Annotated in this window: 14 protein-coding genes and 1 pseudogene; 3 read left to right on the forward strand and 12 right to left on the reverse strand. The window is 73.0% G+C overall.

Going from position 1 to position 20,175, the window contains the following annotated elements; all coding sequences use genetic code 11:
- The 4 genes from ACWDS7_RS32650 to ACWDS7_RS32665 form a co-directional block, all read right to left on the reverse strand.
- A partial coding sequence (locus tag ACWDS7_RS32650) for a DUF5719 family protein (protein ID WP_451932388.1) occupies positions 1-709 on the reverse strand: 709 nt, incomplete at its 3' end.
- Positions 706-3,570: a glycosyltransferase gene (locus ACWDS7_RS32655; protein WP_451932389.1), complete on the reverse strand. Its 2,865-nt coding sequence runs from the start codon at positions 3,568-3,570 to the stop codon at positions 706-708. The genes ACWDS7_RS32655 and ACWDS7_RS32650, both read right to left, overlap by 4 nt.
- A 163-nt stretch (positions 3,571-3,733) precedes the next feature.
- Positions 3,734-3,994, reverse strand: coding sequence for a WhiB family transcriptional regulator (locus ACWDS7_RS32660; RefSeq protein ID WP_012888122.1), 261 nt, complete (start codon positions 3,992-3,994; stop codon positions 3,734-3,736).
- 223 nt (positions 3,995-4,217) lie between these two features.
- Positions 4,218-6,410, reverse strand: a complete 2,193-nt coding sequence (locus ACWDS7_RS32665; RefSeq protein WP_451932390.1) for a hypothetical protein — start codon at positions 6,408-6,410, stop codon at positions 4,218-4,220.
- 238 nt (positions 6,411-6,648) lie between these two features.
- Between ACWDS7_RS32665 and cofD the strand changes: the two genes are divergently transcribed.
- Positions 6,649-7,629, forward strand: coding sequence for a 2-phospho-L-lactate transferase (gene cofD, locus ACWDS7_RS32670; RefSeq protein WP_451932391.1), 981 nt, complete (start codon positions 6,649-6,651; stop codon positions 7,627-7,629).
- A complete protein-coding gene (locus ACWDS7_RS32675) occupies positions 7,626-8,945 on the forward strand; it encodes a coenzyme F420-0:L-glutamate ligase (RefSeq protein WP_451932392.1) in 1,320 nt (439 codons plus the stop codon). Before cofD ends, ACWDS7_RS32675 begins: the two co-directional genes overlap by 4 nt.
- 330 nt (positions 8,946-9,275) lie before the next feature.
- Here ACWDS7_RS32675 and ACWDS7_RS32680 read toward each other — a convergent pair whose 3' ends face one another.
- From ACWDS7_RS32680 to ACWDS7_RS32715, 8 genes are all read right to left on the reverse strand, one after another.
- A complete protein-coding gene (locus tag ACWDS7_RS32680; protein WP_306859082.1) occupies positions 9,276-9,524 on the reverse strand; it encodes a hypothetical protein in 249 nt (82 codons plus the stop codon).
- Positions 9,525-9,823: 299 nt separating this feature from the next.
- On the reverse strand, positions 9,824-11,578 hold the full coding sequence (locus tag ACWDS7_RS32685; RefSeq protein WP_451932393.1) for a substrate-binding and VWA domain-containing protein: 1,755 nt from the start codon (positions 11,576-11,578) through the stop codon (positions 9,824-9,826).
- Between the two features lie 77 nt (positions 11,579-11,655).
- Positions 11,656-14,250 (reverse strand): bifunctional FO biosynthesis protein CofGH, encoded by a 2,595-nt coding sequence (locus tag ACWDS7_RS32690; RefSeq protein WP_451932394.1) that lies wholly within the window; start codon positions 14,248-14,250, stop codon positions 11,656-11,658.
- A gap of 380 nt (positions 14,251-14,630) precedes the next feature.
- Positions 14,631-15,527: a DNA-3-methyladenine glycosylase family protein gene (locus tag ACWDS7_RS32695; protein ID WP_451932395.1), complete on the reverse strand. Its 897-nt coding sequence runs from the start codon at positions 15,525-15,527 to the stop codon at positions 14,631-14,633.
- Between the two features lie 48 nt (positions 15,528-15,575).
- Positions 15,576-16,670 carry a mannose-1-phosphate guanylyltransferase gene (locus ACWDS7_RS32700; protein ID WP_306859091.1) on the reverse strand — a complete coding sequence of 365 codons (1,095 nt, stop codon included), beginning with the start codon at positions 16,668-16,670 and terminating at the stop codon, positions 15,576-15,578.
- A 17-nt stretch (positions 16,671-16,687) separates the two neighbouring features.
- On the reverse strand, positions 16,688-17,809 hold the full coding sequence (locus ACWDS7_RS32705; RefSeq protein ID WP_306859093.1) for a glycosyltransferase family 4 protein: 1,122 nt from the start codon (positions 17,807-17,809) through the stop codon (positions 16,688-16,690).
- A gap of 91 nt (positions 17,810-17,900) precedes the next feature.
- Positions 17,901-18,827, reverse strand: coding sequence for a lysylphosphatidylglycerol synthase transmembrane domain-containing protein (locus ACWDS7_RS32710; RefSeq protein WP_306859095.1), 927 nt, complete (start codon positions 18,825-18,827; stop codon positions 17,901-17,903).
- Positions 18,824-19,663, reverse strand: coding sequence for a methyltransferase domain-containing protein (locus tag ACWDS7_RS32715; protein WP_451932396.1), 840 nt, complete (start codon positions 19,661-19,663; stop codon positions 18,824-18,826). The genes ACWDS7_RS32710 and ACWDS7_RS32715 overlap by 4 nt, the downstream gene beginning before the upstream one ends.
- Before the next feature lie 114 nt (positions 19,664-19,777).
- Here ACWDS7_RS32715 and ACWDS7_RS32720 point away from each other — a divergent pair.
- Positions 19,778-20,175, forward strand: a pseudogene (locus tag ACWDS7_RS32720) (UPF0104 family protein); the annotation flags it as partial.

A 20,175-nucleotide genomic window follows, 5' to 3' on the forward strand; every position in this document is an offset into this window, starting at 1 on the left:
CGCCCCGGCCGCCGTGCATGATCGCCCGCGCCGCGGCGGCGACCCGGCCGGAGCTGGTGCGCACCTCAAGGGCCATGACGAGCGGTGAGGGGGCCAGGTCCTTGACCTTGATCGTACGGCTCTCGCCCGCTTCGAGCACGGACACGCCACCGGAGTCGCTGATCACCGGGCCCTCGCCGGAGTAGACCATGACCTCCACGATGGCCGGGGCGAGGTCGGCGTTGGTGAGATGGAGCGTGACGTCGGCCGCCGCCGGGCCGGGCCCGATCAGCCAGGTGCTCGCCACCGGCTCCACGCACCGCACCCCCGCCAGCCCGCGCTGCCCGCCCGAGGTCTCCCTCCGGGTCTGCTCCGCCTCCAGACCGGCGGCCATGCTCCCGGTGGCGGCCACCACGAGCGGGCCCGACTTGGCGGGGACCTTCTCGTGCCAGAGGCTGCCGGGGGTGTCCATGGTGGCGAGGGTCGTGTCGCCGGTGACGAGCGTCGTGGCGCCCTGTCCCTTGCCGCCCGGCGGGGTGATCACGCCGACGGTGGTCTCGGCGGGGGCGGGACAGACGGTCGTCACGGAGGCGACGGGCACCTTCTGGGGGCCGGGGGCGGGCTTGGCCGTGGCCTCCGGCTGGGTCGCGGAGGCCACGCCGTACAGGGCGAGCAGGGCCACCAGGACCAGGCCGAGCAGGCTGAACCGGTTTTCGATCAGTGATTTCACCGGAGGGTCGGCTCTCTCGAGGGCTCGGACGGGTCCTGGGCGGCGGGGCCGTCGGTCTCGTCGGTCCGCGAGCCGGGCGCGGCCAGGACCGAGACGACCAGCAGCATCACGGCCTGGGCCCAGAGCCAGCGGCCGTGCCAGGGATCGCCCTGCGGAGTGGGGACCGCGGCGACCGGCTGGGTCAGCCGCCACACGCCGAGGGCCCGGGACAGGCTCATCCTGGCCAGGGCGGGCTGGGAGTCCAGCGCGTGGCCGATCTCCGGGCTCACCGGCGCGGCCACCACGACGTACTGCACGCCGTGGGCGGCCAGCACGCGGGCATCGTCGCCGCCGCGGCCGGAGACCAGCCCGGCCGCCGCGACGCCGACGCTCTCGCGGACCCCCTGCGGCGTGGGGATGTCGGACTCGCCGATCACCGGGGTACGGCCGCGCAGCACGGTGAAGGTCAGGCCGTTCTCCTTGGTGCGCAGCAGCAGCGTCCGGCTGCCGCCGGTGGAGTTGACCGCGACCAGGGCGGGCATCGCGTCGGGCACGTTCCCGTCGATCGGACCGGCCACGCCCTTGGTGATCCACATGGCGGCCGCGAGCAGCGGCGTGGAGAAGGCGACCGCCACGACGGCGAACGCGGTGATCCTGCGCAGCCCGCCGGCCGCCCGGAACTCGATGATCCGGTCGGCGGTGAGGGCTGCCACCACGAGCATGCCGGTGGCGGCGAAGGCCAGCGGCACACCCGGCCAGGCCGGCGCCACGACGTCGCCGTTGAGGGAGGTGACGGGGGTCCGGCTGACCAGGATCGCCACCAGCACGCCGAAGAGCGCGACGCCCCAGCCGATCGCGATGACCATCCGGTTGCGGCGCATGAGCAGCGCGGCCAGGCAGGCGGAGATGAGACCGCCGGTCACCCAGAGTGGTGGCATGCCGGGGCCGCCGGGGCTGAGCAGCAGCAGGGAGGGGGCGGGCAGGGCGGCGTCGACCAGGGCGAGCTGGTGCAGCCCGGCCTCCAGCAGGAGCTGGCCCGGGTTCCTGAGCACCTGGGCCAGCCAGGGGAACAGCAGCGCCACCGGGACGCCGAAGGCGATCACCACGGAGACGGCCAGGCCCCGGCGGGGGAAGGCCAGCGCGGCCAGCGCGCCGAGGACGAGTGTGAGCGGGTAGACCAGCGGGGCGAAGGCCGTGCCGACGGCCAGGAGGAGTCCCAGCCCCCACGCGGCGCGGCGGGCCCGGCGGCCCTCCCCGGAGAGCAGGGTGGTGGCCAGCGCCGCGTAGACGGGCAGCAGCACGAAGACCACGGCGGTGCCGAGCCGTCCGGCGGCGACCGCGCCGGTGGCCACCGGCAGGAGCGCGTAGGAGGAGGCCAGCCAGACGCGGGTCCACCGGCCCGGGACGATCGAACGGGTCGCCACGTAGGCGGAGAACCCGGCCAGCGGCACGCAGCCCAGCAGCAGCACCGAGACCGCCAGCCAGGTCTTGCCGAACAGCACCGTGGAGAGCGCGGCCAGCACCGCGACGTACGGCGGCGCCCACGCGTCGCTGCCCAGGCCCGCCTGGTGGTAGCTCTCGACGTAGAGGTCCCAGAGGTCGGAGGCCCCGCCGATCACCGGGACGAGGGCGCCGCCGCCCAGCCGGGCGCCGCCGATCAGGCCGCGCTCGGCGACCAGCGTGATCACGGCGAGCGCGAGGAAGAGCAGCACGCCGGGGTTGCCGAAGAACCGCTGCATCACCCCGGTGTCGGTGAGCAGCTCCTCACCGTCCTCCTGCGAGGGGGTCACGGCGTGGTGCCGCCCGGCGGACTCCACGAAGCCGGTCCCGGCCAGGTAGCTCTGGACCCGGTCCGACAGGCGCCGGTAGCCCGCGCCCGGCGGGGTGAGCAGCCGTTTGATCGCGGCGTGGCTCTGTTTGCGGCCCTTGGCGCGCATCCGGCGGGCCCTGATCATCCGGCCGGGACGGCCGAGCACGGAGCCGAGCGCGGCGATCTCGTCCAGCGCGTTGGCGGGCTGCTTGGCCACCAGGAACAGCAGCGTGCGGAAGACCGAGCCGGAGAGGTTGCGGACCAGCGCCCACATCAGCGGCCAGAACGGCAGGTTCGCCATGATCACGAAGATGGCGTTACGGCGGTCCAGGCGGCGGGGATGGTCGCCGCTGGCGGTGATGCGGCGCCGCCGCCGGGTGGCGGCCTCGGCGTGCCAGGCCACCGCCTGGGTGACGTTCTGTACCCGGTGCCCGGCGGCCCGCACCCGCCAGCACAGGTCGAGGTCGTCACGGAACAGCGGCAGGTCGGGGTCGAGCCCGCCCACCTCGTCCCAGACGTCCCGGCGGATCAGCATCCCCGCCGTGGAGACCGAGAGCACGTCCCGGACCCCGTCGTACTGCCCCTGGTCGAACTCCCGGGCCTCCAGCCCGGTGTCGCGGCGGCCCGTCCGGTCGACGGTGACGCCGACCTCCAGCAGGAGCCGCCGGTCCAGCCAGTCGCGGAGCTTGGGGCCGAGCACCCCGGCCTTGGGATCCTGTTCGGCGGCCCGGAGCAGGTTCTGCAGCGCGGTGTCGTCCGGCGCGCAGTCGTCGTGCAGCAGCCAGATCCACTCCTGCCCGCCGGCCGGCCCCAGCCGGTCGAGCACCTCGGCGACCGCCTGGCCGAAGCTCGTCGAGCGCGGAAGGACGAGCACGGCGTTCGGGCCGAGGACGCCGCTCAGCAGCGCGGCGCTGCCGTCCCGGCTGCCGTTGTCCACCCCGACGGCGCGGTCCACCGGCCGGGTCTGTCTGAGCAGCGCGTCGAGGGTCTCCTGCAGCCAGCGGGCGCCGTCGTGGGAGACGACGATCGCGGTGACCGTGTGGTGGAGACGAGGGGAGTCGGTGCTGGACATGCGTCCCGAGTTCAGGAGGGGGTGATGATCGGCGCGACAACGATACGACACCCTATGTCCGACCATGGCGCGCGCATGAAAAAAGGGTCACGTGACCGGCGGTCACGTGACCCGTGGAGATAGATATCGTCAAGCGCTCTCAGCGAGCGCCACGGACTGCCTCTCAGACTGCTTCACGCTTGATCCGGCGGCGTTCCCGCTCGGAAAGCCCACCCCAGATGCCAAACCGCTCATCATGCTCAAGCGCGTACTCAAGGCACTCGGCACGCACCTCGCAGGAGCGGCAAACCTTCTTGGCCTCCCGTGTGGATCCGCCCTTCTCCGGGAAGAACGCCTCCGGGTCGGTCTGCGCACACAAGGCGCGTTCCTGCCAGCCAAGCTGCTCTTCAGCGATGCTGTCCTGTGCGATGACCAGGTCGGCCACTGCACACCTCCCTGCCGCCCGCAAATGGAGCCCCCCTATGAACGCCTCCCTCTTACCCACCCTGAGGAAGGCGTAACAACACGTGTGTAATTACACGCGCGTGCCCGGTGTGGCGTCAAGCGGCATGCCGGTATCCGGGGAAAGACCTGCTCTCCCCGGTTCTGGGCCGTGTGCCTGCCATGACGGCGATCGCGCCAAGAGGTCGTGACGATCGCCTGGCCGTTCAGTGCTCTCGACGGTCGGAACCGTACCAGGACATGTTCTGCTCCTGACCCGGGCCCACCCTCTCTCTATCGGGGGTTTCCTCACCCGTGACCTGAGCCGAGCGCTCCGGCTTGTAGATGGCCGTGGGGTCTATGGCCGGCTGCGAGTCCCAGGAGTTGCGCCCGGCGTTGGGGTCGTTGAGCGGATCCCCCTGGTAGGCGTTCGGGTCGAACCGGAGCGTCGCGTCGGCCGGCGCGTCCCACTGGTGGCCGCCCTGCTGCTGGTACGGCTGCGCGGCCGGCGGCGCCTGCGGGTGGCCGAACGGGTCGTCGTAGGCCCCGCCCGCCTGGGAGGTCCCGTACTCGGGGACCCGGAGCTGCGGCTCGGCCCCCTGGACCTGCTGCTGGTAGCTCTCCGCCTGCTGGTAGGCCTGGGCCATCTGCTGGGAGCGGGGGTCGACCGGGTCGGGCGCCGGGTAGTGCAGGTTCGGCTCGGTCGGCCGGGCGAAATCCGCGCCGGAGTAGCCGCCGAACGGCTGGCCGTAGTTCTCCGGGGGCTTCGGGAACGACGGCTGCGCCTGGCTGTCGAAGGAGACGCGCGACTGGCCGTCGGCCGGCGCGTACGGCGCGGGCGCCTCGGGCTGGGCCTGGTAGGCGGGCGCCTCGGGCTGGGCCTGGTAGAAGGGGGCCTGCTGCTGCTCGGGCTGCGGGGCGTAGGCCGGAGGCTGGGCGTCGGCCTGCGGGGCGTACCCCGGGAACTGGGGTTCGGCGGCCGGCGCGTAGCCCGGCAACTGCTGCTCGGGCTGCTGGGCGTAGCCCGGGAGCTGGGCGTCGGCGGCCGGCGCGTAGCCCGGGAGCTGGGGTTCGGCGTAGAGCGGGGCCTGGGGCTGCTGCTCCACGGGCGAGGTGTAGACCGGCGGGTCGTAGGCCGTCACCGGCGGCTCGTACGGCTTGGCCGGGGGCTGGACGTCCGCGGCGACGTACGGGCTCGGGGTGTAGGTCTCGGCCGGGGCGGCGGGCAGCGGCTGCGGCGCGGGCAGGGCCTGCGGGGCCGGCTGCGCCGGGGCGTAGGGGGCGGCCTGCTGGCCGTACTGCCGGTTGTCGGCCGGCGGCGCGTAGGCGGCCTGGGGGTATCCGTCCGCGGCCGGCGGGGGGTAGCCGTGCGCCTGCTGCTGGCCGTACCCGTCGGAGGCGGCCTGCTGGCCGTAACCCTCGGAGGCGGCCTGCTGGCCGTACCCGTCGGAGGCGGAGCTGCGCGCGGGCGGGAGCGCCGGCTGGCTGTAGGACGGCTGGGGCGCAGGCGGGACCTGCTGGGCGTGGCCGCCCTGGGAGTAGCCCTGCTGCTCATGGGCCTGGAAGCCCTGCTGCGGCCCCTGGTCCTGCGGAGAGAATCCCTGCTGCGGCCCCTGGTCCTGGGACTGGAAACCCTGCGGATAACCCGGCCCGCCCTGCTGAACCTGGTCCTGGGGCTGGAACCCCTGCTGGGCGTGACCGCCCTGGGAGTAGCCCTGTTGGTCCTGGGACTGGAAGCCCTGCTGCTGACCTTGATCCTGCGGCTGGAAGCCTTGCTGCGGCCCCTGATCCTGCGGAGAGAACCCCTGCTGCGGCCCCTGGTCCTGCGGCTGGAACCCCTGCGGATAACCCGGCCCGCCCTGCTGAAGCTGGTCCTGGGGCTGGAACCCCTGCTGGGCGTGGCCGCCCTGGGAGTATGCCTGGCCGCCCTGCGGGATGTGGTGCTCCTGGGGGCGGCCGGAGCCGGCCGTCCCGGCGGCCGAGGCTGCCTTCGGCAGCAGGTAGAGCAGCGCGAGCACGGCCAGCGCGAGGCTGGGGAGGCCGACGAGGAGGAACTCGATCTTCATCCCGAAGCCCACGTCGCCGCTGAACAGCCCGCCGAGCAGCCCGACCACACCGAACAGCGCGGCCAGTCCCAGCGTGGCCACCGCCACGTAGACCATCACCTTCAGCCGCGCGATCACCGGACCGAGGTGGCTGGCCAGCAGCACGGCGCCGACGGACAGCGCCGCGATGACCGGCGAGGTGAAGTCGTCGACGTATCCGGCGGCGCGCAGGCCGAAGGACGATCCGAAGGCGGATCCTCCGAACAGCAGACGCTCGACGCCGACGAGAACGCTCGTGGACGCGATGGCGATCATGAGCCATGCGGCCGGTTCTCGGAGCCGGCCCGCCTCGACGTTGGTCACAGCTACCCCCATTGGGTCCTAGGTAAACCCGGGCCAGTTTTGCACATGGCTGACTTTGGTGTTGGTAGACCCATGAACCCCATGAATCCCATATGTGCTCCATTGCACCCTATTGGCGTATATTTCGGGAACCCCCACAGCCAACTCTGCCAGCGAAGACAGCCCTCGTAACGATCAAGACAAGGTGGCCGCCGCCCCGGCGGCAGGCCCTTCGGACCGACGTACAGGGCTCAATGGAAGACTGGACGGCATGCGCATTGTGTCCCTCGCCGGCGGAATCGGCGGCGCCCGTTTCCTGCGCGGCCTGCTCGCCGCGACCCCCGACTCGGAGATCACCGTCATCGGCAACACCGGTGACGACATCACCCTTTACGGTCTACAGGTCTGTCCCGACCTCGACACCGTGATGTACACCCTGGGCGGCGGCATCGACGAGGAGCAGGGGTGGGGCCGGCAGAAGGAGACCCACGTCGTCAAGGAGGAGCTGGCCGCCTACGGCGTCGAACCGCAGTGGTTCGGCCTGGGTGACCGCGACTTCGCCACCCACATCGTGCGCACCCAGATGCTCAAGGCCGGATACCCGCTGTCGGCGGTCACCGAGGCGCTGTGCGCCCGCTGGGAGCCGGGCGTACGGCTGATCCCGATGAGCGACGACCGGACCGAGACCCACGTGGTCATCTCCGACGGGCAGGGCCGCCGGGCCGTCCACTTCCAGGAGTGGTGGGTGCGGATGCGCGCCTCCGTCCCGGCCGAGCAGATCATCCTGGTCGGCGCCGACCAGGCCCGGCCCGCCCCCGGCGTGCTCCAGGCCATCGCCGACGCCGACGTGGTGATCCTGCCGCCGTCCAACCCGGTCGTCAGCATCGGCACGATCTTGCAGATCAAGGGCATCCGTGAGGCATTGGAGACCAAGACGGTCGTCGGCGTCTCCCCCATCGTCGGCGGCGCCCCGGTCCGCGGCATGGCCGACGCCTGCCTCACCGCGATCGGCGTGGACACCACCGCCCAGGCGGTCCTGGAGCTGTACGGCTCGCCGCTGGTCGACGGCTGGCTGGTCGCCGAGGAGGACGCCGGGGTCCGCCTCGACGGCGTCCGCGTCGAGGCCCGTCCCCTGATCATGCACGACGTCGAGTCCGCCGCCGCCATCGCCCGGGCGGCCCTCGACCTGGCCACCGAGCTCGCCGCCCGCCCCGGCGGGTCCGCGGCGCCGCAGAGCGGGGGCGCGCGATGAGCAGGGTCCGGCGCAGGCAGGACGGACGGGCCGAAGCCAGACTGGAGATCTTCCCGGCCCCCGGGATGCCCGAGGTGCGGGAGGGCGACGACATCGGCGAGCTGATCGCCGCCGCCGTCCCCGACCTGCGCGACGGCGACATCCTCGTGGTCACCTCGAAGATCTCCAGCAAGGCCGAGGGCCGGGTCCGCCGGGAGACCGGCCGGAGCGAGGCGATCGCCGCCGAGACCACCCGGGTCGTCGCCCGCCGGGGCGAGACGGTGATCGCGCAGACCACACACGGGTTCGTCATGGCCGCCGCCGGGGTCGACGCCTCCAACACCGAGCCCGGCACCGTCGTGCTGCTGCCCGTCGACCCGGACGCCTCCGCCGCGGCCGTCCGGGCGAGCGTCCGCCGGCGGCTCGGCGTGTCGGTCGGCGTGGTCGTCTCCGACACCTTCGGCCGCCCCTGGCGCAACGGCCAGACCGACCTCGCCATCGGCGTGGCCGGCGTGACCCCCGCGCTCGACTACCGGGGCCTGTCCGACGACCACGGCAACGCGCTGGAGGTCACCCTGACCGCCGTCGCCGACGAGCTCGCCGCGGCCGGCGACCTGGTCAAGGGCAAGGTCGCGCAGACCCCGGTGGCAGTGATCCGGGGCATGGCGGAATACACCACAGAGGAGGACGGCCCGGGAGTCCGCGAGCTCGTCCGCCAGTCCGAGGACGACATGTTCCGCTACGGCTCGCGCGACGTGGTCTTCGCCCGCAGGACCGTCCGCGAGTTCTCCGGCGAGCCGGTCGACGGGGCCAAGGTCCGCCGGGCGGTGGACGCCGCGATCGCCGCGCCCGCCCCGCACCACACGACCCCGTGGCGGTTCGTCCTGCTGGAGTCGGCCGGCGTCCGGGAGAAACTGCTCGACGCCATGCGTGAGGCGTGGATCGCCGACCTGCGCGGCGACGGCTTCTCCGAGGAGGCGGTCGCCAGACGGATCCGGCGCGGAGACGTGCTGCGCGCGGCGCCGTATCTCGCGGTGCCCTGCCTGGTCATGGACGGCTCGCACACCTACCGCGACGGCCGGCGCAACGCGGCCGAGCGGGAGATGTTCGTGGTCGCCATGGGCGCCGGGGTCCAGAACTTCCTGGTCCAGCTCGCGATGGAGGGGCTGGGCTCGGCCTGGGTGTCGTCCACCATGTTCTGCCGCGACGTGGTCCGCGAGGTGCTCGACCTGCCCCCGGGCTGGGACCCGATGGGCGCCGTGGCGATCGGCCACCCGGCAGCCCCGCCGCGTGACCGCGCCCCCAGGCAGGCGGCCGACTTCGTCGTCGTCCGCTAGGGCGACGCTCCTCGACGGGAGTCGCGGACAGGCGGTCGAGCACCCGGGACCGCCGGGGGCGGCCTTCCCCGCTCCCGGCACCCCGGGCCGGCGGGGATCCGCGCCTCCGATGAGGAACAGGGCACTGGCCTCCGGCTCCCTGGACCACTGACCGTCGAGCGCGGCCCGGCGCCGCGCGGGCCCGGCACGGGCCGGGCCCCGGGCTCCGCACACCTGGGTCTCCAGGCCCACCTGCTCCGAACCCCGGGCCCGCGCCCGGGTCTCCAGGCCCGCGCGCTCCGGGGCTCCGCCCCGGACGCGGGCCCGCCGGGCGCCGCCGAGGGCCCGTCCTCACCGGATCGCGTTGGCGACCACCGCGAACAGGATCAGCGCCCCCAGACCGACCACGACCATGCCGCGGACCGCCGCCCAGGCCGCCGACTTCGCGCCGGGGATCTTCTCCGCCGCCTCGGCCGCCGCCTGGATCGCCTTGCCCCACCCCGCCCACGTGTCCAGCGTCCGCTGGAAGCGCCGCCCGACGAAGAACACGATCGTCGCGATCACGATGATGATCAGGATCCGGCCGTCCGAGCTTTCCATCGGCGCACTCCTACCTAGGGGGAAGCAGGATTCGTGACTGAAGGCGGGTGGGCTGCTATGAGAGACGGGCGATGGCGAACACGATCGTCGCGATGACGATGAGCATCAGGATCCGGCCGTCCGAGCTTTCCATCGACGCACTCCTACCTAAGGGGAGCAGGACTTCGTCACTAAGAGTATGCCAATGACTACAGAAACGCTAGGAACTATCTCCTTCGGCCCGCCCGGCGGGGGCCACCGGTCGGGCGGGGACACCTCCCGGCCTGGCCGTCACGGGCCCGGCACGCGGCCGGGCGCGGTCACGGGGAGGCGGGGCAGGTGGGGTGGCACAGGCGGCGGGCCAGCGCGGACAGGAAGACGTCGATGATCTCGCCGGGCGCCTGGGCGACGTGCAGGGAGCCGTTGGTGACGGCCGTCACCTGGCCGAGGGCGGCGCGGTCGAGGTCGTCGCCGAAGGCGAGCACGACGATCTGGACCGGACGCTCCGGGTCCCACTCGTCCTTGAGCCTGTCGACCAGCCCGCCGCTCGACACGCCCTTGCCGTCGTCCTTGCCCGCGGTGATGACCAGCAGGGTGTTGTTCATCCCCTCGTCGTAGGAGTCGGCCACCTCGCGGAACCCGGCGAGGATCGAGTCGTAGAGGGAGCTGGACAGCCCGGGGTCGGCGCGCAGGGTCCGGGTCAGCTCCTCCAGGCGGCTGCGCCGGATGACCTGGCCGCCGTCGGGCTCCAGGATCGGGCCGAGCCGTACTCGCTCGCGGTGGTCGCCGCCCTTGGCCGCGGCGAACTCCCACATGCCCATGTGCGTCGAGTTGGGGAAGAGCTGCAGGCCCAGCCGGGCCGCTTCGAGCGCGACGGTGAGCTTGGTCCTGCCCTTCTCCCCCTTGATCGGCTGGGCCATGTGCCTGCCGGTGTCGGCCAGGACCAGGATGTTGGTCGGCGGAGCCAGCCTGCTCCACGCCTCCAGCGCCTCGTCGATCATCGCGGGCAGGATGGTCGGGCGGGTGCGGGGCGCCTCGGTGGGGATCTCCGGTCCGGGCGAGTAGGGCCCCTGGGTGCCGTCGGCCGAGCGGAAGCCCGCCCGCCGTACGGCGTCCTGGGTCTCCGGGGAGCGCAGCCAGGCGGCGAAGGCCCGCGATCCGCCCGCCACCGTCCGGTCCGCGGAGGTGACCACGTAGGGATAGTCCAGGTTGATGGTCCCCTCGCGGGGGTGCAGCGCGACCACCGGGTCGTCGGAGGGCAGGCGGTTGTGCGCCCACACCGACTGCTCGGGGACGATCACCACCGGACGCTGCCAGAAGGAGCGGTCGTCGACCGCGGCGAGCATGCTCCGGTAGTCGGGCGCCGCCCCCGCCTGGGCCCAGCGGACGAAGGCGGTGAGCGAGCGGTCGGCGTCCGCGCCGGTGCCGACGACGTCTCTGGCCGCGGCCACCGTGGCGATCCCGGCCCCGGCGAGCGAGGGGTCCGGGACGCGGACCACGTCGGGCTCGTCGGCGTTGGGCCGGATCCGGCCCCGGGTGGTGGCCGGGAAGACCATCCGCCAGTTCATGTCGGTCTTGCCGACCGCGAAGCGCTGAGCGAGGGACCTGCGGGTGGCGAAGACCAGGGGCGAGGTCGCCATCACGGTCTCGGTGCCCGCCATGCTCCCGGCGCCCTGCTTGCGCGCGAGCCGGATCCAGGCCGAGGAGTCGGCGATCCAGCCGTCGGGGCGCTCGCTGAGCACCCCGGCGGTGCCCCCGATCAGAGTGCGCAGCACGGTGGCGGGCGGCTGTTCTGTAACTTGTACCAGTACGCACCGGCCGTCGACGTCCGCCCCGCTCCGGTTGAACCGCCCGGCGGCCTCCATGACGGTCGGCGCGATGTCCACCGCGGCGGCGACGTCGACCAGCACCGGGTCCCGGCCCGAGCACCCGCCCTCCGCCGGTCCGAGCACCAGCACCACGCTCCCGGCCAGGGCGGTCAGGATCGCGACCGCCGCCAGTGACAGGCGCAGACCTGCCTGCCGCCGGCGCGTCTCGGCGCCGGCGGCCGCACGGTGTCGACCGGAGGAGGGCACGCGGGGACCTCTCGCTTCAGGGAAATGACGATTGTCCCAATGAACCCCGCAGGTCGCGCAAGTCAATAGAGAACTTGTTATCGACGCCCCAGCGGGACGAAGTTACGCACACTTTGACAAACTCCGTCGCTCGCCGCCGCCGCGGCCAGCCGTTCCTCCCCCGGCACGCCGTAGGAGGTGGTCCGCTGCCGGAGCGGCCGGCCGGTCGGGGCGACCATGGCCGCGATGTCGCTGATCGTCTTGAAGGAGCCGTTCTCCGACCCCGCCATCCGGCTGATCGTCTCCTCCATCAGCGTGCCGCCGAGGTCGTTGACCCCGCCCTGCAGCACCTGGCGGCACAGGTCGTCCTGGAGCTTGACCCAGGAGCACTGGATGTTGCCGATCGCGCCGTGCAGCAGGACGCGGGCCAGCGCGTGCACGGCCCGGTTCTCCCGCGCCGTCGGCCCGGGCCGGGCGATCCCGGCCAGGTAGATGGGCGCGCTGTGGTGGACGAACGGCAGCAGCACGAACTCGGAGAACCCGCCGGTCTCCTCCTGGATGCGGCGGATCAGCCGGATGTGCTGGACCCAGTGGGCGTGGGTGTCCACGTGGCCGTACATCATCGTGGAGGTCGTCGGGATGCCGACCCGGTGCGCGGTGGAGATGACCTCCACCCACTCCTTGGTGGGCAGCTTGCCCTTGGTGAGCACCCAGCGCACGTCGTCGTCGAGGATCTCGGCCGCGGTGCCGGGGAGCGAGTCGACGCCCGCCTCCCTGGCCGCGATCAGCCACTCCTCGATGGACAGGTCGGTACGGCTGGCGCCGTTGATGACCTCCATCGGGGAGAAGGCGTGGACGTGCATCTCCGGCACCCGGGCCTTGACCGCCCTGGCGATGTCGAAGTAGGCGCTGCCCGGCATGTCCGGATGGATGCCGCCCTGCATGCACACCTCGGTCGCCCCCGCCTGCCACCCCTCCCAGGCCCGGTCGGCGACCTGCTCCAGGCTCAGGGTGTAGGCGTCGGCGTCGGTACGGCGCTGCGCGAAGGCGCAGAAGCGGCAGCCGGTGTAGCAGACGTTGGTGAAGTTGATGTTGCGGTTCACCACGTAGGTCACCTCGTCGCCGACCGCATCCCTGCGGAGGTCGTCGGCGATCCGGCACAGCTCCTCCAGCGCCGCGTCGTCGGCGCCCGCGCCGCCGGGGTCGCCGGCGACGTCGAGGAGGGCCAGCGCCTGCGCGTCGGTCAGGCGGGCCGGGTCGGTGGCGGCCTGCCGCAGCGCCTGGCGGACCTCTCCGAGCCGCACCGCGGGCGCGGCGGGAGCGGGGAGCCGCTCCTTGAGGGCCTCCCAGTCACCGTAGACATGGTCGAAGTCGTCGCGGCGGTCGCCGGTGCGGCCCTCGGTGTCGACGGCCGTGTGCAGGTCGGTCCGGCCCAGGGAGACGAATCCGCCGTCCGGCTCCTGCCAGGGACGGCCGGTGACGACGGCGTCCTCACGGGCCAGGCCCGTCTCCGGATCGGCCAGGGCGGCCACGTGGACCTGGAGCCGGGGATCGAGCCAGGGCTCGCCGGCCAGCACGTACTCGGGGTAGATCGTCAGCCGCTCCCGCAGGGCGAACCCGGTGGCGGCCGTGCGGGCGGCCAGGTCGTCGATCTGGGGCCAGGGGCGCTCGGGGTTGACGTGGTCGGGCGTCAGCGGGGAGATCCCGCCCCAGTCGTCGATGCCGGCCCTGATCATCAGGGCGTACTCGGAGTCGACCAGGTTCGGCGGGGCCTGGACCCTCATGCGGGGCCCCAGCACCAGCCGGGTCACCGCGATGGTCGCGGCCAGCTCCTGCAGGTCGGCGTCCGGCATGCCGCGCATCGCGGTGTCGGGCTTGGCGCGGAAGTTCTGGACGATGATCTCCTGGAGCCCGCCGTACTCGCGTGCCACCCTGCGCAGCGCGAACAGCGACTCGGCCCGCTCCTCCACCGTCTCACCGATGCCGATGAGGATGCCGCTGGTGAAGGGCACGTTCGTCCGTCCCGCGTCCTCCAGGACGCGCAGCCGTACCGCGGGGTCCTTGTCCGGCGAGCCGTAGTGCGGCTGCCCCTTCTCCTCGAACAGCCGCCGCGAGGTCGTCTCCAGCATCATGCCCATCGACGGCGCGACCGGCTTGAGACGCTGCAGGTCCTGCCAGGTCATGACCCCGGGGTTCAGGTGCGGCAGCAGCCCGGTCTCCTCCAGCACCCGGATGGCCATCGCGCGGACGTAGGACAGCGTGTCGTCGTAGCCGTGCGCGTGCAGCCACTCGCGGGCCTGGGGCCAGCGCTCCTCCGGCCGGTCGCCCAGGGTGAACAGCGCCTCCTTGCACCCCATCGCCGCCCCCTGCCGGGCGATCTCCAGCACCTCGTCGGGGCTGAGATACATGCTCTCCAGCTTGTGCGGAGCGGTGGCGAAGGTGCAGTAGCCGCACCGGTCACGGCAGAGCCGGGTGAGCGGGATGAAGACCTTGCGGCTGTATGTGATGATCCCTTGCCGCCCGACGGCCTCCAGCCCCGCGTCCCTTACCCGTCCGGCGTGTTCGAGCAGGGTGTCGAGGTGGGCGTCTCTGGCGTGCAGCAGGACGGTCGCTTCGGTGAGGTCGAGAGCTTTTCCGTCGCGGGCGCGGGCCAGGGCTCTGCGCATCGCGGTATCGGTGGGGTTCACGCTCATGCCCGCACATTACGGCGCGCCGCCGGGGAAACCGGAGGCCGGGTACCACTACGCCGTCTCTTCAGTTCTCCTAAAGCGTGCAGTCAAGCAACTCTCGATAGACGTAAATGCTTGTAGCTACATATATTGGAGGCATCCAACCAGGACATCCCCCACAGCCCTCAAGGAGCCGAAAATGATCTGGTTTCTCCTCGTCCTCGCCGCGATCGCCGTCCTCGCCCCGCTGGTCGGAGCCGATACTCGCGACAGCCGCGACTGGCGGACCGCGACCCGCCCCTCGTGACCGGCCCGGTTCGGGAACGGTGGTCACGCACCGACACCGGCCCGGTTCGGGAACGGTGGTCACGCACCGACACCGGCCCGGTTCAGAAGGACCCGGTTCAGAAGGAGCGGTAGTCGCGCACCGGCATCCGCGGTCCCCGAGCGGGCGGCCGCTCACCGCCCAGCACCAGCAGCCGGCCGACCCGGTGCCGGTGCCCCCGGTAGGGCGCGAGCAGCCGCAGCATCTCCGCGTCGTCGACCTTCCCGCCGGTCAGCGACCAGCCGACCAGCGAGGGCAGGTGATAGTCGCCCACCGAGACCGCGTCCGCGTCACCGTGCGATCGCTGCCGCACCTCTGCGGAGGTCCACACCCCCACCCCGGGCAGCGCCCGCAGCAGCCGGTCCGCCTCGGCACTGCCCTCGGCCGCCTCCAGCTTGTCCGCGTGCCACACGGCGTTGACGATGGTCCGTGCCCGTACGGCCTCCGCCCCCGCCCGGTGCCAGTCCCACGACGGGATCGACCGCCACACCTCGGGCTCGGGGAAGACCCGCATCCCCTCCGGGGCGGGCCCCGGCGCGGGCTCGCCGTAGCGGCCCAGCAGCCACCGCCACGCCCGCCACGCCTCGGTGGAGACGACCTTCTGTTCGAGCACGGCGGGCACGAGAGCCTCCAGCACCCGGAAGGTCCGGCCGATCCGGAGCCCTTCGTGGCGCCTGGCCGCGTCGCGGACCACGGCGTGCCCGGGGGCGAACCCCGAGAGGTCGTCGTCGGCGCCGAGCATCGCGGGCAGCCTCTCCAGCAGCCAGCCGGCCCCCGGGCCCCAGGCCGCGCCGTCGACCTGCCCGTGCCGGGCGAGCACCCGTAACGTCCCGGGACCGTCCGGTGTCCGCGAGGTCCGCCAGATCGCCCCGTCGAGCGTCTTCCGCCAGGCGGGATCACCCGTCCCGCGCCGGTGCGGGGCGAGGGTCAGCTCAAGGTCGAGCGGCCCCTCCGAACGCCACCGCCGCTCCCTCACGACATCCCGCGCAGCCCTGTCATCGCGCCGTGCACCCCGCGATCGGGCTCAGACGTCGCTGGAGAAGCGGACGGCGCACTCGGGGAGCACGACACCGGGCCAGATGCGGCTGCCCGCCATGAGCTCGTTACCGGGCCCCACGATCGCGCCGTCGCCGATGACGACGTCGCGCAGGACCGCCCCGGAGGCGACGCGGGCGCCGATGCCGACCACCGAGTCGACCACGGTCGCCCCCGAGTGGATCACGCAGCCGTCGCCGAGCACGCTGCCGGAGACCTGCGCGCCGGACTCCACGACCGCGCGGGCGCCGGCCACCGAACCACCGTCGATCTTGGCCTCGGCCGAGATCCGGGCCCCGGGCAGCGCGAGGAACTCACCGGTGGGGCCGGGCAGGGCGGGTGAGGCGAGACGGCCGAGCACCAGGTCGCGGGAGCCCTTGATGAAGGCCGCGGGCGTGCCCACGTCGAGCCAGTAGGAGGCGTCGGCGTATCCCAGCACCAGGGCGCCGGAGTCGATCAGGCCGGGGAAGGTCTCGCGCTCGACCGAGACGACCTGCCCGGCCGGGATCGAGTCGATCACCGAGCGGGTGAAGACGTAGCAGCCGGCGTTGATCCGGTTGGTGACCGGGTTGGGGGTCTTCTCCAGGAAGGCGGTCACCCGTCCCTCCGCGTCGGTCGGCACGCAGCCGAAGCGCGTGGGATCGTCGACCTCGGTCAGGTGCAGGGTGAGGGCGGCCTGCCGCTCGACGTGCCGGGCGACCTGGTCGCCGATGTCGTGGCCGGACAGGATGTCGCCGTTGAGCACCAGCACCGGCGCGTCGGGGCCGCAGGTCAGCGCCTCGGCGGCGTTGCGGATGGCGCCGCCGGTGCCGAGCGGGGTCTCCTCGGTCATGTATTCGAGCGAGAGCCCGAACGCCGAGCCGTCACCGAACGCCTCGGAGAACATCTCCGCCCGGTAGGAGGTCGCGAACACGATGCGCCGCACGCCGAACGCGCGGGCCCGGGCGAGCTGGTGGGCGAGGAAGGGAACCCCAGCGGTGGGCAGCAGCGGCTTGGGGGTGCCGAGCGTCAGCGGACGCAGACGCGTCCCCTGTCCTCCGACAAGGAGAATCGCCTCGAGCTCCGGCAAAGGGGTCTCCGTCATCCCGCGAGGTTAGCTCACTATTCGACAGCACGTTGATACGAGAGCAGATGGGCCTCGGCCGAGGCCTCCCAGGTGAACTCCCTGGAGCGGGCGAGTCCCGCCGCGGACAGGGCCTCGCGGCGCTCCGGCGAGGCCAGCAGCGCGCGCAGCGCCTCGGCGATGCTGACGTCGTCGGGCTCGGTGTAGGCGACCGCGTCCCCGCCCACCTCGGGCAGCGAGGTGCGGTGCGTGGTGAGCACCGGCGCGCCGCAGGCCATCGCCTCCAGCACCGGGAGCCCGAAACCCTCGCCGCGCGAGGGGAAGGCCGCCACGAGCGCGCCGCCGAGGAACCCCGACAGGTCGGTGAAGGCCAGATAGCCCGGGCGCAGCACCCTCACCCGGGAGGGGACCTCCTCGACCGCGGCGTCCACCTCGGCGTCGCGCAGGCCCCCGGCCAGCACCAGGGCGGGCGGGTCGGGGAGGTCCTCGACGGCCCGGACGAAACCGCGGATCAGGTTGGGGACGTTCTTGCGCGGGTCCAGCGGGCCGAGGAAGGCGACGTAGGGGGTGCCGTGCAGGCCGAGCCGGTCGGCGGCGTGCCTGACCTCCCGCTCGGAGGGCCGGTGGAACAGCGCCGGGTCCACGCCGTGGTAGGCGACGTCGATCCGGGTGGGGTCGGCGGCGAGCACCCGGATCAGCTCGTCCCTGGTCGCCTTGGAGGGCACGACCACCCGGGAGGCGTGCCGGACGGCCGTGCGGGTCGCCGAGCGGAAGAAGGACGCCTTGACCGCGCCGTGCGGCGCGGGCTCGGTGAACCAGGTGACGTCGTGCACGGTCACCACGGTCGGCAGGCCCGAGCGCAGCGGCATCGAGTAATAGGGGGCGTGGATCACCTGGGCGCCGGCCTGCTGGGCCAGGACCGGGAGCCCGGTCTGCTCCCAGGCGAGCCGGGCCGCCCGGTTGGTGATGCCGAGGGGACCGGACAGGATCCGGGCGGAGGGCGCGAGCGCGGCGTAACGGCCGGCCTCGGCCCGCTGGCAGACGACCGCCAGGTCGGCGCCGGCCCTGTCCAGCGCGGCGACGAGGCCGTCGACATATCTGATCAACGCACCGCGATCGGCCGGAACGGCGGCCGCGTCGACGAGCACTCGGGGCGTCAAGAAGGATCGCTCCCCTCAAGATCCACGCGGGACGGTCGTCCCTCTTCTCCCGTTCACTCTATTGCCACCGCCTCCGAAATCGTGGGGTAAATCACACGGCTTTTCCCGGGTCGGGATCCCGCCGGGGATCGGCGGCGCGGCGCGCCGACAGACCCGCGGCGCCGGCGCAGACGAGATCGCCGGCGATGATGACGATCCTGGAGCAGAGCGCCACGGCGATCGCCGATCCCTGGTTCAGGACGGGCGCCAGCACGGCGACCATGGCCACCTCCCGCACCCCGGCTCCGGCGGGGACCACGAACGTCATGATCCCCAGGCACCAGGACAGCGCGAACGCCCCGATGGAGAACACCGCCACCGAGACGCCCGAGGGCCCGAAGTCGTGGACGACCGCCGCCAGGTGCAGGCCGTAGGCGGTCCAGCCGAGCATCGCCCAGCCCAGCGCGGTGAGCATGCCCCGGCGGGAGAGCGGGCGCTCCAACGGCTCGCGCTTCAGCTTCCGCAGCCCGAACCCGAGGACCGCGTTGATCACCCGCGGCTCGAACACCACCGCGAGCACCGGGATCAGCAGGAACGCCCAGGCGTACGGCGCGGCCGCCCCCGGCAGGGCGGCCGGCAGCGTCACCCCCGAGATCACCAGCCCGCTGCCGAGCTGCACCGGCATCGTCAGGAAGAAGGCCGCCGCGCTCCGCGACCTGGGCACCCCCAGCTCGCGGCCCATCTCCATCTGGGCGAGCATCGGCCAGATGGAGCCGGGGATGTATTTCCCCAGCTGGCCGACGAAGAAGACCTTCGCCGCCGGGCGGAACGGCAGCGGCGAGCCGAGGTCGGCCAGCAGCGCCCGCCACGTCATCATCCCGCCGCACAGCGCCGCGACCACGGCGACCAGCGACAGCGCGAGCGCCTGCCAGGACAGCCGGGCGAACCCGGCCAGGATCTCCTCCCACTGCCTCGCCACCACCCACGCGCCGAACCCCAGCGCCACGAGCAGGAAGGCGGCGCGGACCAGGCGTTTCACAGGGGGCGGACCGGGTCGGGCGGCTGGGGCAGGGATGCCCCGGCCGGGCGGCGGGCGCTCTTGGTGGCCACCCACAGGTAGGTCGGCACGACCGGCAGCAGTCCCCGCAGGACGGAGCGGGGCAGCCGGGCCAGCACGCCCCCGGCCACGCGGCCGACCACGCCGGGGAACAGCTCGGCGCCGGCGAAGGCCGCCGGGGTGGCCAGCACCGGGAAGGTGTAGTCCCACACCCGCAGGCCGCGCACCATCTTCCGCAGGCCGCGGCGGGTGCGGTAGCGCTCGTAGTAGCTGTCGGCCCGGCCCGACAGCCGGACGTAGCGGTCGGCCAGCGCGGGCGGCAGGTAGGACAGGAACGGCAGCTTGTAGTGCGGCTCCATCACCCCGAGCCGGTTGCCCAGCCCCAGGTAGAGCACGCCGTCGTCGGCGAGCACCCGGCGCATCTCGGCCATGATCGCGTCGGGGTCCACCACGTGCTCGTAGATGTGGTTGAAGACCAGCACGTCGATGGAGCCGTCGGGGAAGGGCAGCGCGGTGCCGTCGGCGCAGACGAACTCGACCCGCTCGCCGAAGCGCTCGGCCGCCTTGCGCAGGCCGGGCACGTCGATGTCGACGCCGAAGGTGCGGCTCGCGCCCGCGCCGGCGAGCTCGTCGGCGATGAACCCCGCCGAGCAGCCGATGTCGGCGACCGTCAGGCCGTGCAGGACGTCCTTGTCACGGCCGAGGAAGTGGCCGAGCACCGCCACGATCTTCGCCGCCTTGCGGCGGCGCTTCTCCTCGTCCAGCATCGCCGCCTGGAACTCGGAGTACGCCAGCTGTGCCTGCCGTTTCCCGCTCATCGCCCGCCCACCGCTCCTCGCTCCATCACGCGGCCCAGCTCCGCCACGCCGCCCAAGAGTACCGGCGGGCCGGGACCCTACCGCCGGGTAAGGTCCACGTCATACCCTTGGCGGGTGCTCAGCCGACTGCGGTCAAGCCGCCTCCTCCGGGTCCTGCTCGCCCTGGTCGCGCTGGCCTTCGTCGGCTACGGCCTGTCCCGCAACTGGCAGGGCACGCTCGAAGCGCTTGCCCGGCTGTCCTGGTGGTCGGTGGCCGGGTCCTGCGCGGCGGTGATGGCCGGAGCGGGATGCATGCTCCTGGCCTGGCGCAGCGTGGTCGCCGGGCTGGGCTCCGCGCTGTCGCCGCGCGTGGCCGCGCGCGTGCTGTTCGTCGGCCAGCTCGGCAAATACGTCCCGGGATCGGTATGGGCCTACGCCGCGATGATGGAGCTGGGCCGCGACCACGGCTGTCCGCCCCGGCGCACCTTCAGCGCCACCTCCCTGGCCCTGCTGATCTCCCTGGGCTGCGCGGT

The sequence above is a fragment of the Streptosporangium sp. NPDC003464 genome, assembly GCF_053588315.1.